The organism is Pseudomonas azerbaijanorientalis (assembly GCF_019139795.1).
In the GTDB taxonomy this organism is placed as follows: Bacteria; Pseudomonadota; Gammaproteobacteria; order Pseudomonadales; family Pseudomonadaceae; genus Aquipseudomonas; species Aquipseudomonas laurylsulfatiphila.
Genome location: NZ_CP077078.1, coordinates 3,313,983 through 3,327,449, shown reverse-complemented (window position 1 = coordinate 3,327,449; position 13,467 = coordinate 3,313,983). Strand labels below are relative to the sequence as shown.

General features: G+C 58.2%; 11 protein-coding genes and 1 pseudogene. 7 read left to right on the top strand and 5 right to left on the bottom strand.

Translation table 11 applies throughout. The annotated features are described in order from the left end of the window. The first annotated feature begins 38 nt into the window (after positions 1–38). The gene (locus KSS91_RS14790) at positions 39–1,307 is read left to right on the top strand and encodes an OprD family porin (RefSeq protein ID WP_217835197.1); all 1,269 of its coding nucleotides are present in this window, start codon (positions 39–41) and stop codon (positions 1,305–1,307) included. 479 nt (positions 1,308–1,786) lie between these two features. After that, positions 1,787–2,188: pseudogene (locus tag KSS91_RS28785) on the top strand (methyl-accepting chemotaxis protein); the annotation flags it as partial. A 21-nt stretch (positions 2,189–2,209) separates the two neighbouring features. Here KSS91_RS28785 and KSS91_RS14780 read toward each other — a convergent pair. After that, a complete protein-coding gene (locus KSS91_RS14780) occupies positions 2,210–2,437 on the bottom strand; it encodes a DUF2790 domain-containing protein (protein ID WP_217835195.1) in 228 nt (75 codons plus the stop codon). Positions 2,438–2,555: 118 nt separating this feature from the next. Here KSS91_RS14780 and KSS91_RS14775 point away from each other — a divergent pair, with 118 nt between their 5' ends. Then, positions 2,556–3,494: a LysR family transcriptional regulator gene (locus KSS91_RS14775; RefSeq protein ID WP_217835194.1), complete on the top strand. Its 939-nt coding sequence runs from the start codon at positions 2,556–2,558 to the stop codon at positions 3,492–3,494. Between the two features lie 57 nt (positions 3,495–3,551). Here KSS91_RS14775 and KSS91_RS14770 read toward each other — a convergent pair whose 3' ends face one another. The 4 genes from KSS91_RS14770 to KSS91_RS14755 form a co-directional block, all read right to left on the bottom strand. Continuing rightward, positions 3,552–4,478 (bottom strand): helix-turn-helix domain-containing protein, encoded by a 927-nt coding sequence (locus KSS91_RS14770; protein ID WP_007980479.1) that lies wholly within the window; start codon positions 4,476–4,478, stop codon positions 3,552–3,554. Between the two features lie 177 nt (positions 4,479–4,655). Beyond that, the gene (locus KSS91_RS14765; protein WP_217835193.1) at positions 4,656–5,198 is read right to left on the bottom strand and encodes a VOC family protein; all 543 of its coding nucleotides are present in this window, start codon (positions 5,196–5,198) and stop codon (positions 4,656–4,658) included. Beyond that, positions 5,195–7,090: an oxidoreductase gene (locus tag KSS91_RS14760; RefSeq protein WP_217835192.1), complete on the bottom strand. Its 1,896-nt coding sequence runs from the start codon at positions 7,088–7,090 to the stop codon at positions 5,195–5,197. The genes KSS91_RS14765 and KSS91_RS14760 overlap by 4 nt, the downstream gene beginning before the upstream one ends. A 130-nt stretch (positions 7,091–7,220) precedes the next feature. Next, on the bottom strand, positions 7,221–8,123 hold the full coding sequence (locus KSS91_RS14755) for a LysR family transcriptional regulator (RefSeq protein WP_007980482.1): 903 nt from the start codon (positions 8,121–8,123) through the stop codon (positions 7,221–7,223). Between the two features lie 334 nt (positions 8,124–8,457). Here KSS91_RS14755 and KSS91_RS14750 point away from each other — a divergent pair, with 334 nt between their 5' ends. The 4 genes from KSS91_RS14750 (at position 8,458) to KSS91_RS14735 (ending at position 13,467) form a co-directional block, all read left to right on the top strand. Then, positions 8,458–9,795, top strand: a complete 1,338-nt coding sequence (locus tag KSS91_RS14750) for an MFS transporter (protein WP_217838419.1) — start codon at positions 8,458–8,460, stop codon at positions 9,793–9,795. Positions 9,796–9,970: 175 nt separating this feature from the next. Continuing rightward, on the top strand, positions 9,971–11,254 hold the full coding sequence (salA, locus tag KSS91_RS14745) for a salicylate 1-monooxygenase (RefSeq protein WP_217835191.1): 1,284 nt from the start codon (positions 9,971–9,973) through the stop codon (positions 11,252–11,254). A gap of 80 nt (positions 11,255–11,334) precedes the next feature. After that, complete coding sequence (gene catA / locus KSS91_RS14740; RefSeq protein WP_217835190.1) at positions 11,335–12,273, top strand: catechol 1,2-dioxygenase; 939 nt, start codon at positions 11,335–11,337, stop codon at positions 12,271–12,273. A gap of 48 nt (positions 12,274–12,321) precedes the next feature. Continuing rightward, positions 12,322–13,467, top strand: coding sequence for an NAD(P)-dependent alcohol dehydrogenase (locus tag KSS91_RS14735; protein WP_217835189.1), 1,146 nt, complete (start codon positions 12,322–12,324; stop codon positions 13,465–13,467).

Genomic DNA, 13,467 nt, shown 5'->3' with positions numbered 1-13,467 from the left:
ACGCCTTACCTATTCATAACAACAATAAGAGCACACCGATGAAGTCAACCATTCATGCAACTCGTACGCTATTGTCCACGGCTGTCGCCTTGGGTTGTTCCAGCCAATTGATGGCCGCGCAGGGCGGTTTTATCGAAGATGCCACCGCCACCTTGCAAGCACGCAATTACTACTTCAGCCGTGACTATTCGGACATTGTCGGCGCCAACCGGCAGTCGAAGGCCGAGGAGTGGGCCCAGGGCTTTATCCTCAATGCCAAGTCCGGTTACACCCCAGGGCCGATCGGTGTCGGCGTCGATGTCATCGGTCTGCTCGGACTCAAGCTCGACAGCAGCCCGGACCGGGTCAACACCGGCCTGCTGCCGGTGCACAGCGATGGCCGCGCGGCCGATGACTACAGCCGCCTGGAAGGCACGCTGAAGCTGCGTTACTCGAAGACCGAACTGCGCGTTGGCGAGCTGCAACCCAACTTGCCGGTGCTGGTTTTCAGTGACATCCGCCTGCTGCCGCCCAGTTACCAGGGCGCGAGCATCAGCTCCGCTGAGATCAATGGCTTGACGCTGCAAGGCGGCCATCTGAGCTCCACGCACCTGCGTAACGAGGCCGGCGACGAGAAGATGCAGGCCATGCTCGGCTACGTGCCCCAGCGCCAGGTCAGCAGTGACGCCTTCAACTATGGTGGCGGCGATTACGTCTTCAACGACAAACGCACCAGCGTCAGCGCCTGGTACGGGCAGCTGGAAGACATCTACCAGCAAGGCTTCCTGGGCCTGAAACACAGCCAGCCCCTTGGCAGTTGGACCCTGGGCGCCAACCTCGGCTATTTCGACGCGAAGGAGGATGGCAAGAAGCTGCTGGGCAATATCGACAACCAGGCGTTCTTCTCCCTGCTGTCGGCCAAGTACGGCGGCCATACCTTCTATGTCGGCTACCAGGGTATCTACGGAGAAAGCGCGTTCCCCCGGGTATTTGCCAACATCTCGCCGCTGGGCAACGAAGTGCCGACCTATGAATTCGCCTCCACCGACGAGCGTTCCTGGCAGGCGCGCTACGACTACGACTTCGCCGCCCTCGGCGTGCCGGGACTGACCAGCACCGTGCGCTACATCACCGGCAACAACGTCAACACCGGCAAGGGCTTCGAAGGCAAAGACCGCGAACGCGACCTGGACCTCGGTTACGTCGTGCAGAGCGGGACCTTCGCAGGGCTGGGTGTCCGGGTGCGCAATGCCATGGCGCGCTCCAATTACCGCAGCGATATCGATGAGAACCGGCTGATCCTGAGCTACACCTGGACGTTGCTGTGAGTGAGGCGAGTATGAGCAATAAAGTCTGGGCGCAATTGGCCCTGTGTGCAGCGGGTGGCGCAGTTGTGCTGCTCGCTGTCGGCAACGGCATGCACCTGATGTATGCCGGCATTATCGACGTGTTGCTGCTGGCAGCGGCGGTGCTTTATCACCGTCAGCCAGTACGGGTAGTCGAAGTGCCCGTGCAACGGGAACCAGATCTCGTGGAGTCCAGTGCGCCGGTCCCGCTACCGTCGCTGCAAGTGGTCGAGCCCGCTTGGCCGGGCACCCAGGTAAAGGTGGCACTCGAACACTTGACTCAAGTGGTGCAGCAAACCGAAGAAGACATGCGCTTTGCCGACCAGCTGGCGCGTGGCGCGGGCGAACGGGTACAGGCAAGTGCCGTGAGCATGCAGTCTTCGGCTGCCGTGCTGGGGGATCTTGATCAGTATCTGCAGCGCCTGGATCAGGTGTTCGATGAACTGGGCAGCCAGTCGGTACGCATCGGTGCGATTGTCGGCAGCATCCAGGACATCGCTCGGCAGACCAACCTGCTGGCGCTCAATGCCGCGATCGAGGCCGCTCGGGCTGGTGACCATGGCCGGGGTTTTGCTGTGGTGGCGGACGAGGTGCGCAATCTGTCGCGCCAGGCAGCGGACTCCAGTGCGCAGATCCGGCAGATCGCCACAGGTCTGGAAAAGTCGGCACAGGATGCGCGTCAGGGCCTTGAACAGCTTACCGATTCGACGCGTTTGGGCCTGGACAAGGCCGAGGTCGCGTTGCAGTCGATGGGGGAGTTACGCAGTGGTGCGGTCGCCAGGCTGGAAGTGGTCGAGCGCATCATGCAGCGTTTGGCCAGTTTGCACGAGTTGGCACTGCAGGCAACCCGGATAGCGGTCTGAACAACGTGGCTTGCCGGTCTCTCAAACGCCCGAGCAAATGCCCATCACCTTGTAGGTCAACGTGTGCGTTTCACCCTGGTGGTCGATGTAGACCATGGTCGCCGGCACGACGTCGCATGCAGTCGAGGTATCGGTTACCGAGATGACCTTGGCGATATCCAGAGCTGGAGATGTTGTGACCGGGTTGCTTTCGGCGGCCATCACGGCGGTTGTGGTCAGGGCCAACAGTACACTCAACAAGGTCTTCATGTTTTTTCTCCGTGGTGTTTTGATGAGTGAATTTTAATCTTTTACGGGTAGGGATAAAGAGGGCTGTACTTGATGCTGCGTTACATCAGATGCAACAGTCATTGCCGTCGGAGGGCTCATGGATTTGCTTAACAGCCTGCGGGTATTTGTGCGTGTAGCCGACGCAGGCAGCTTTACCACCGCCGCACAGGCGCTGGACTTTTCCACGGCGCAAGTGTCTCGGCTGGTGGCTGATCTTGAGCAGCACGTGCAGGCACGTCTGCTGCAGCGCACCACCCGCCGGTTGAGCCTGACCGAAGCCGGCGAACGCTTCCTGTTGCGGGCGCGGCAAATACTCGACGACATGGCCGAGGCCACCGCAGAAGCGCGTGGCGCTCACCTGGAGCCCAATGGCCGGTTGCGTCTGCACTGTTTGACCGGGCTGGGCGTGCTGATGACGCCACTCATTGCCCGCTACTGCGAGCTCTATCCGGACGTGGTGGTTGAGTTGACCTTGTCGCAACGCAACCCCGACCCCCTTGAAGACGGGCACGACGTGGTCATCTCCATTGCCCAGGAACTGGTGGATTCACAATTCGTTGCCCAAGCGGTAGGGCGCATCTTCAGCATCCCTTGCGCATCGCCTGCGTACATCGCGCGTCGGGGCCTGCCCATCCAACCCGAACAACTGAATGAACACTGCTGCCTGCGCATGATCGACCCGTTGTACGGCGATGAGTGGGTTTTCCGTGATGAGCAGGGCGAGCATTCAGTGGTGCCCGGCAAGACCTTCCAAAGTAACGTTCCCGAGGCGATGGTCAATGCGTCGGAGGCCGGGATGGGCATTAGTCTGCTGCCGTTCTACACCGCAACCCGGTCGCTGCGCGAGGGCACGTTGCTGCGCCTGCTGGGCGACCATCGGCTCAGGGAGCGAAACGTCTATGCACTCTATCCTTCCAAGCGTTTTCTGGATGCCAAGGTGAGGACCTGGGTGGACTTTCTCAAGGCGGAGTTGCCCGGGCTTTTTTCCGGACATGAGATCACAGCGAATGATGTTCGGTATTGGGCAGCAGGCTAGCTGAAAAGACCAACACTCCCGGATGGTGTCTGGGTGATTGGCCGACGCGCTGTTTCGTTACTGCAAGGCCGATGAGCAAAAAAGCCTGGAGGCGTTTTTCTCGCGATACTGTTTGGGTGTCATGAACAGTTTTTCCTGAAACAGTCGGGTCATATGGCTTTGGTCCGAGAATCCACAATCCATGGCCACCGCCTTCAACGGAATGTCGCGCACCGTCGACAGGATCCGCTCGGCCTTTTTCAAACGGCGCGACTGAACGTACTGATGGGGAGAGACCCCGTATACAGCCCCAAATACTCGTACAAAGTACGACGGGCTCAGGTCGACGATGGCGGCCATTTCCTTGACCGAGATGGGGCAGGACAGATGTGAATCGATGTATTGCTGAAGCTGGTCGCGCTTGAGGTTTGTCAGGCGAGACGCTTGATCGCTGTCTCTGAGGTCACACCGCACGTACTGACGCAGCAGATGAATGCACATCTGTATTTCCAGCGTCTGGGCGAAGATGCTGCTCCCCGGTTCGCCACTCAGGCACTCCATTTCATAGGTAGCCATGAGTCTGGAGAGCTTCGCGTCGTTGACGAGCGGGCAGTGGTCGACAAAAACGCCGTCAACATCCTGTTGAAAGACTTCATTGGCGACTTTGGCCATCATGGCTTGCGAAATGTAGATATGACTGACTTCGATATCGTTCATCCAGTACCACCTGGATGATTCACCTCGGGTCAAAATGGTGACGTCGTTATCGCCAACGGACCATTTTTGCCATTGCTTGCCATCGTGGAAGCCCAGATTTGACGTGCCCGATTTCCATCTCACCAGCTCGTAATCGCGCATGCACGGGATGCTGACTTCGGTTTTGTCAAAGCGGTAGCCCCGAATCGACACGCCATTATCAGGTGCGGTCTCAACGGTTCCCTTGATCGTTACTTCACCAGGGATAACGTCCAGCATTTTTTCTGGCGTTAGCAGGATGGCACTCATCACAACTCCCTTTTTATTTGAATTGGCTGTGGAGTTTTTATCAGTACTTAGCGGCTTTTGAGCGTTGAAGGCGTCGAGAACACAGATATAAAAATTAACACATCCTTCAAATTTGTACGCAATACAGGCTTGCCATCGATCGGGGGAGTTTCCACCGCTCGTCTGGCAAGCCGTTTCTTACTGCGCTTGGATTTCGTGGTCACCCGGCCCGGTCAAGTCCGGTCGCCAGCGGCGCAGGTGAGTGTGACGCTCATAGGCTTGCGATGAGGGGTAAGTCACCAATTCAATCGTGCTTCCCCAAGGGGTGCGGGTGTACACGTAGCGATTACCTGGTCCGGCGTCACCACCCGGGAGGTCGCCGGGTCGGCTGAGCAGAATGCCGCCGGCCTTCTCGAGGCGATTGGCAGCGGCATCGATATCGTCAACGTAGATGCAGATGTGCTGAATACCAAAGTCGCTCGGAACGATCGGCTGCAACTGCTGGACGCCAGTGTAGGAAAACAGCTCCAGGTTGGGGCCTTTGCCCAGACGCAGCATCCGGATTGAAGCAATGACTGCACCAGGCGCAATGCCGAGTCCCGCTTCTACCTCAGGCCCTCCCAGGGGCGCGTCGAGCATGTCGTAAAGCTTCTCGGCACCAAAGGCCTCGATGAAGAATCGGGTTGCCGCTTCCATATCGGGAACGGTGATGCCTACGTGTTCAATTGCACGAACATTCATGCCAACTCTCCTATTTTCGCCGCCGCCCAGAAACCGGATTGGGTCGCCTCATACATCCGCCCACCGCGGGACCTTGTACCGATGCTGTGGACGCGAATGTCATCGACCGACTCCTCCAGAACCGTTGAAGGCGCACGGGCGGTCGCCATTACTACGTAACCATTATCAGGCACCTTTGCTGCTGTGTTGATCGAAACGTCCAGATGCTTGAGAAGGCCGGCGAGATGCTCGCGCTGCATATCATTGGTGTCGATACCCACGCTATCGGCGGGTGAAACAAGGCTGACCTTTTTGCCTTGCTCCGCCAGCCATAGGGCAGCGAACATTGCCGCCTCGGTTTCACCAAACACGGTGACCTCGTCCGTTACAGGCAAATTGGCGCTTGCCAGCATATCGGCCACATCCGGCCCGCGATCCTGCGCAACGGTACCGGTCGCAAGCAGAACGGTGTCCCATGGGCTCAGGTCCAAGTCAGCTGCATCTGTATTGAGATGAACGTCGACGCCTACGCGTTCGAGTTCGCTCTCGTAAAACGCAATCATGTTCTTGACCTCCATGCGAAACGGGCTCGCGGCTGCCCACGCATGGAGCTGGCCGCCGATACGATCCGCTCTCTCGACCAATCTCACACTATGGCCACGCTCGGCAGCCAGTATCGCGGCCTCACAACCGGCCGGTCCGCCACCGACAATCAATACTCGCTCCTGTCTGGAAGCAGGGCGGCGAGCATCACTTGCGCGACGTTCCTGTCCGAGGGTCGGATTGATCACGCACTGGGTGCCTTTGCCGTTGAACATCCACCGCGAGATGCATTCATTGACCGCCAGGCAGCGGCGGACACTTTGTGGTTGCCCGCGACGTGTCTTGTTGACTGTTTCGGGGTCCGCCAGGCCCGATCGACCCAGGGCCACAAAGTCGAGTTCGCCGTCAGACACCGCTTGTGCCATCTCGTCGAACAGCCAGGTGAGTCGACCGACACCGATTACCGGGATGGAGACACGCTGTTTCACCAGTTTGGCGTAGTTGACTAATGATCCTGGCGGGACCATCGGCAGCAACGTCATCGCGGTGTCGTAGTTCCCGGCACTGACATCCAGGGCGTCAACGTAAGGCTCGAGCATTTCGCAGAAGGCCAGGCCATCTTCCAGTGAGAAACCGCCCTCGTAAGGCTCCATCACGCTGAGCCGATACAGGATCGGATAATCCGCACCGACCTGTTCGCGAATCCCACGCACGACTTCGAGGGCGAAACGGGCACGGTTTTCCAGGGAGCCGCCCCAGCGGTCGGTGCGTTTGTTTGTGAAAGGGGAGAGAAACTGGCCGAGCAGATAGCCATGTGCACCGTGCAGCTCAACGGCATCGAAGCCAGCGGCCACCGCACGTCGGGCGCCCTGGACATACTTATCGATCAGTCCTGGTATTTCATGATCTTCGATTGCACGCGGTGGGGTACCGAATGCGCTGGTGATACCGGCTGTCGGTGCCAGTGGTGGCTCGTTACGCTCTGTGTTGCTTTGGGAGTTCTGGCGCCCGGTGTGGTGCAGCTGCACGGCAATCTTCGCGCCTTCACCGTGGACCGCGTCGACCAGGTTGCTGAGTGCGCCAATGAACCTGTCATGGTCGATTCGCATCGGGTGACCCGCGGTGCGCCCGACCTCCCAATCGATAGAGGTATTCTCGGTGATGATCAGACCAACGCCGCCTCGGGCGCGGGCTCTATGGTATTCGATGAGCTTATCGTCAACCTCACCGAAGGTGCTGGCGAACTGAGTGAAGATCGGTGCTTGCACGAAGCGATTGCGCAACTGCAAGGTGCCAATACGTCCGGGTTGGTAAAGCGCCGCGGCAGGGCCGTCTGAAATCACAAGGTTTCGGATGTCTGGGTGTGCCATTGCCATCTCCTCATTATTTTTTTTGTTTGAGGTTCAAGCATGGAATGAGTGCCGGCATGAGTATTGAACATTCATGTCGAGGCGTTGAAGAATCCTGCCTTGGCGTCGTAGCGGTACTTGTTCAGGTGGCTTAGTCCGAAAACAACTCGAACATCAGTTGGCGAAGCCAACGATTGGCGGGGTCTTTGTTATAGCGTGCGTGCCAAAACAGGTTGATTTCGATGTTCGGCAGTTCCACAGGCGTCGGTAGAACCGCAAGGCCAAAGGGTTGTTCGCAACTGCTGGCGAATCGTTCAGGCACTGTTGCCACTAAGTTGGTGCGTTGAAGGATGTGGCCAACCGCAACGAAATGGGGGACTTCCAGGCGAATGTTGCGCTCGATACCGGCCCGCGCCAGAAACGTATCGACTTCGCCGTGTCCTGTGTTCGCCGCTACCACGCGAACGTGCTCATAACTGCAAAAACGCTCAAGCGTTAACGGTTCCCGGGTAGCGGGGTGATCCTTACGGCACATGCAGACGTAGCGATGGTGAAACAGGCGCTGCTGAAAAAATCCGGCTTGCAGGTGTGGCAGTAATCCAACGGCGAGGTCGATCGCACCGTTTTGCAACCCTTCAGCCAAGGTATCGGATGTGTTGCGCAGCGTGCTGATCGAGCAGCCCGGCGCGCGTTCAGCCAGCGCGTCCATCAGCCGTGGCATGAAGTAGATTTCACCAATGTCGGTCATTGCCATGGTAAATCGGCGATTGCTGTTGAGCGGGTCGAACGTATCCTGTCGGCTCAGTGCATCGCGTAAGGTCTGAATGGCCAGTGCGACGGGTTCGGCCAACTGCCGGGCATAAGGTGTGGGCTCCATTCCCTGATAAGTACGCACGAAAAGCTCGTCGTTCAAGGCGACACGCAGGCGTTTCAACGCATTGCTGACAGCGGGTTGGGTCAGATCGAGATTATCCGCCGCGGTCGATACCCGCCGGTCAACCAGCAGTTGGTTGAATACCAGCAGAAGATTGAGGTCAAGCTCACGTAATTCCATAACGCCTCGTGCAGATTGTGCGCTCATGAGGGCGATAGATCTTTGCCCGTTATTGGGTCTGAACCGCTCTAAATTCGCCGCTGCAAGGGTCCCAAGCCTAACAAGCGCCTACCATCGCGTCCATTGAGAGATATTCGGGCCTTTTGCTTAACCTCGAGCTTTATTCACGTTCGAAATATTGAGTATTCGCCTGGCTGCATTTATCCCGGTTGTTGGTTTGCCCATGATCGAATCCATGCCCGGTTCTGAACGCTCCGCGTCCATTGGGCAGCTCGCAATTTTCCGGAGGCGTCAGATCCTCCGGCTCTATAACAATGACAAGAAGAGCGAAGCCATGCGTACGATCGATGTATCAGCCCTGATTGACGGGGCACGGTTCAATGCCTTTCATGCGCGCGTACTGTTCTGGTGCGCGCTGATCATCATTTTCGATGGATACGATCTAGTTATCTATGGAGTCGTGCTGCCTTCATTGATGTCCGAGTGGGGCCTCAGTTCGTTGCAGGCGGGTGCGCTGGGCAGTTGCGCACTGGTGGGCATGATGCTGGGGGCGTTGTTTTTCGGTTCACTGTCCGACCGTATAGGTCGACGTAAAACCATCATGATGTGTGTCGCCATCTTCAGTGGCGTCACAGCGATCAACGGCTTGGCGCAGGGCCCCGAGGCGTTTGCGTTGTGCCGGTTTATCGCCGGTCTTGGCATCGGCGGGGTGATGCCCAACGTTGTGGCGTTGATGAACGAGTACGCGCCAAAGAAATCGCGCAGCACCCTGGTGGCGATCATGTTCAGCGGCTACTCGTTGGGCGGAATGCTATCGGCGGGCCTGGGCATGGTGCTGATCCCGCAATGGGGATGGCAAGCCGTGTTCTATGTAGCGCTGATACCTCTGTTGGCCTTGCCTTTTTTAATACGCCAATTGCCGGAGTCAATGGATTTTCTACTGCGCACAGGGCAGTCCGTGAAGGCTCAAAATCTATTGGCACAAGCCGAGCCGTCTTACGTACCCACTCCCAATGACCAGTTGAACCAAATGGTCGCCAAAGGCACGAAAGTGTCGATTGCGCAGCTGTTCCAGGACGGGCGCAAGGTGAACACTTTCATGCTGTGGCTGGCGTTTTTCTGTTGTTTGCTGATGGTTTACGCACTGAGTTCCTGGCTGCCGAAACTGATGACGGCCGCAGGCTATGGATTGAACTCCAGCCTGGCGTTTCTGCTGGCACTAAACGTCGGCGCGATTATTGGCGCAGTGGCCGGTGGGTGGCTGGGGGACCGCATTGGAATCGCCAAGGTCTTGTTCGCGTTTTTCAGTTGTGGAGCGTTAGCCCTGAGCCTGTTGGCGCTCAAGGCGCCGTTACCCGTTCTTTATCTGCTTATCGCCATCGCCGGGGCCTGCACCATTGGTACGCAAATCCTGGCCAACGCTTGCACCGTGCAGTATTACCCCGCGCACATAAGGTCTACCGGGCTTGGCTGGGCAATGGGTGTCGGGCGCACCGGGGCCATCATCGGTCCGTTGCTGGGTGGGGCACTGCACGCTTCATCACTGCCGCTGCAGGCCAGCTTTCTCATCTTCGCCTTACCAGGATTGGTAGGGGCCATCGCTATTCTGGTGTTTCTGATTCAGAACGCTCCAGGCCGTCAGGCCGCTTTATCCCGGCAACCGGCGCAGTAACCCTTGCAGCAAAAGACGAGCCCCGAGAGGGCTCGTCCGGCCGATGCCTGTTCGACCTGGCGAGTAATATTCACACCCATGATGGGAAGTATGGGGGTTGCGGTATTTATCAATAGCGCTCGGATGGCGATGATTTGCTTACTCCAATAACAATCAGCCTCATGGGTAACTTGCTATGCGTACTTCTCAATCCAAACTGCAAATCGGCATTGTTGGCGGCGGTATCGCCGGCGTCGCTCTGGCCTTGGACCTTTGCCGTCATTCCCACCTCGACGTGCAATTATTCGAATCGGCGCCTGCCTTTGGCGAGGTCGGAGCGGGTGTCTCGTTCGGCGCCAATGCCGTTCGCGCCATTGCGGGCCTGGGTATTGCCGAACCTTACCGCAAGATTGCCGACCAGACGCAGGATCCCTGGCAGGACATCTGGTTCGAATGGCGTCGTGGTGAAGATGCCGGTTATCTGGGCGCAAGCCTGGCCGAAGGGGTAGGGCAGTCATCGGTACACCGTGCCGACTTCCTCGATGCGCTGGCCAGCCAGTTGCCGGACGGAATCGCTCAATTCGGCAAGCGCGCCGTCAGCGTGGAGCAGGATGCCGAACAGGCTCGCGTAGTGTTCACCGATGGCACTGAGCATCGCTGCGACCTGTTGATCGCCGCGGACGGTATCAAGTCATCGATTCGTGATCATGTGCTCAACGGTCTTGGCCAACCCCTGGTCGCGCCGCGTTTCAGTGGTACCTGCGCCTATCGCGGGATGATCGACAGCCAACAACTGCGCGCGGCCTACCGGGCCCGGGGTGTCGATGAACACTTGATCGACGTCCCGCAGATGTACCTGGGGCTTGATGCTCATATCCTCACGTTCCCCGTCAAACAAGGCCGGCTTATCAACGTTGTTGCCTTTATTTCCGATCGCAGTCGTCCTGATCCAACCTGGCCAAGTGATGCTCCGTGGGTACGCAATGCCAGCCAGGAAGAAATGCTCTCTGCCTTCAACCATTGGGGAGACGCTGCTCGGGTTCTGCTCGAATGCATTCCATCCCCCACCCTTTGGGCGCTGCATGAACTCGATGAGTTGCCAGGTTACGTGCACGGCCGCGTGGGTCTGATCGGCGATGCTGCGCATGCGATGTTGCCACACCAGGGCGCCGGCGCAGGTCAAGGCCTGGAAGACGCCTGGCTTCTGGCGCGATTGTTGGCCGATCCACAGGTCCTGGACAGCCAGCCACAGGCGGTGCTCGCAGCCTACGACGCCATCCGTCGCCCCCGTGCCTGCCGTGTGCAGCGTACCTCCTGGGAAGCCGGTGAGCTGTATGAAATGCGTGATCCAGCGGTGGCCGATGACGAACAACTGCTGAGCAAAACCCTCGCCGAGCGTTTCGACTGGCTATGGAATCACGACATGCAGTCCGACCTTCAAGAGGCCCGTGCCCAGTTGGGCTGGCGAGCGGTCGCCTAATGATTTGAACCGACACGCACGGAGGGAGCACCGAGCGGCTCTCTTCGTGGGTGGATACCAATAAGATCAGGTGAATCGAAATGACAGTGAAAATTTCTCAACTGCCGCAATTGCAGCAATTCTTCCGAGAAGCCTCTGGGCTGGACAACAATGCAGGCGATCCGCGCCACAAGCAGATCGTCTTGCGGTTGCTGCAGGAAGTCGCCCGAGTGATCGAAGATCTGCAGATCAGCGACGATGAATTCTGGGGCGCGGTGGACTACGTCAACCGCCTGGGCGCCAAAAACGAAGCAGGTTTGCTGGTCGCCGGGCTTGGCATCGAACACTTCCTTGATCTGCTGGCCGATGCCAGAGACGCCGAAGCGGGTCGTACCGGTGGCACCCCACGGACAATCGAAGGCCCGTTGTATGTCGCCGGTGCCCCACTATGTGAGTACCAGACTCGAATGGATGATGGAACCGAGGATGGCACAGCAACGGTGATGTTTCTGGAAGGGCGTGTAACCGACCTGAACGGCCAGCCGATCGCTGGGGCCACCGTGGATTTGTGGCAAGCCAACACCCAGGGCAACTATTCCTACTTCGACAAAAGCCAGTCTGAATTCAACTTGCGTCGCCGGATTCTCACGGACGCCAATGGATGCTACCGGGCTCGCAGCATCGTGCCTTCGGGCTACGGTTGCGATCCAGCCGGCCCGACTCAGGAATGCCTCGATCACTTGGGCCGCCACGGTCAGCGACCCGCGCACATCCATTTCTTCATTTCTGCCCCTGGGCATGAACATCTGACCACCCAGATCAATCTGTCCAATGACAAGTACCTGTGGGACGACTTCGCCTATGCGACGCGTGACGGGTTGATCGGTGAAGTTCGCTTTGTGGAAGACGAGGAACGAGCTGCCGCCATGGGAGTGGCAGGGCGCTTCGCCGAGATGACTTTCAATTTCAGCCTGCGTCCGGCCGCCAGCGAACAAGCAACCCATCGCAGCCAACGCCCGCGCGCGTTGCAGTCTGCTTGACCAACCGATGTTCACTCGACGTCGACGAACCACTTCAAGGAGACAACGATGTCCCGGACTGATGCACAATCGATGAAAATCCGTGCCGCAGTATTGCGTACCTCGGGAGCCCCTTTGCAAATTGAGGATGTCTTGCTCGAGGCTCCTCGGCCAACCGAAGTGCGCGTGCGTGTGGTCGCTACAGGTGTTTGCCACACTGACATGGTGGTGCGTGATCAGCTGTTTCCCACTCCTCTGCCCATTATTCTCGGTCATGAAGGTGCCGGTGTCGTCGATGCAGTCGGTTCTGCCGTGACGACGGTACAACCGGGCGATCACGTGGTCATGACGTACATGTCCTGCGGTCTTTGCCTGCCTTGCGAAACGGGCCACCCGGCGCACTGCACACACATGCACCCGTTGAACTTTGGTGGTGGCCGACTAGATGGCACCACCTCTGCTTGCGCATGTGGCAGCGACCATGCCATCCACGACCATTTCTTTGGCCAATCCTCGTTTTCCACTTACACAATCGCCAATGAGCGAAACGTCGTCAAAGTCCCAAAGCAGGCACCATTGGAACTCTTGGGGCCGCTGGGTTGTGGTATTCAGACGGGCGCAGGATCAGTGCTCAATGCACTCAGGGTTGAGGCAGGATCGAGCTTCGCCGCCTTTGGTGCAGGCGCGGTCGGGCTGGCGGCGGTGATGGCGGCGAAGGTCGCTGGCGCCACGACCATCATTGCTGTGGACGTCACTCCGAGTCGGCTGGAACTGGCTCTCGAACTGGGAGCGACCCATGTCATCAATAGTCGCGAAGAGGACCCGGTTCAACGCATTCAGGCCATCACCCAGGGTGGTGTCAATTACAGCCTTGAATGCTCCGGTCGCTCCGAGGTGTTGCGCCAGGCGATCGACTCAGTCGCAACGCTTGGCACCTGTGGCATTGTCGGCGCTACCAAAGTTGGTACCGAGGTCGCCTTCAATATCAACGATGTGATGATTCCCGGCAAACGCATCATGGGCATCGTGCAAGGCGATGTCGTTGCCAATGCCTTTATTCCGAAGCTGGTTGATCTGTTCCTGCAGGGCCGATTCCCCTTCGACAAGCTATGCAAGTTTTATGAGTTCGATGAGGTGAACCAGGCGATGGCCGATAGCGAGCGCGGTATCACCATCAAACCGATTCTCCGTATGCCAGTCCCTGCTTCGATCTAA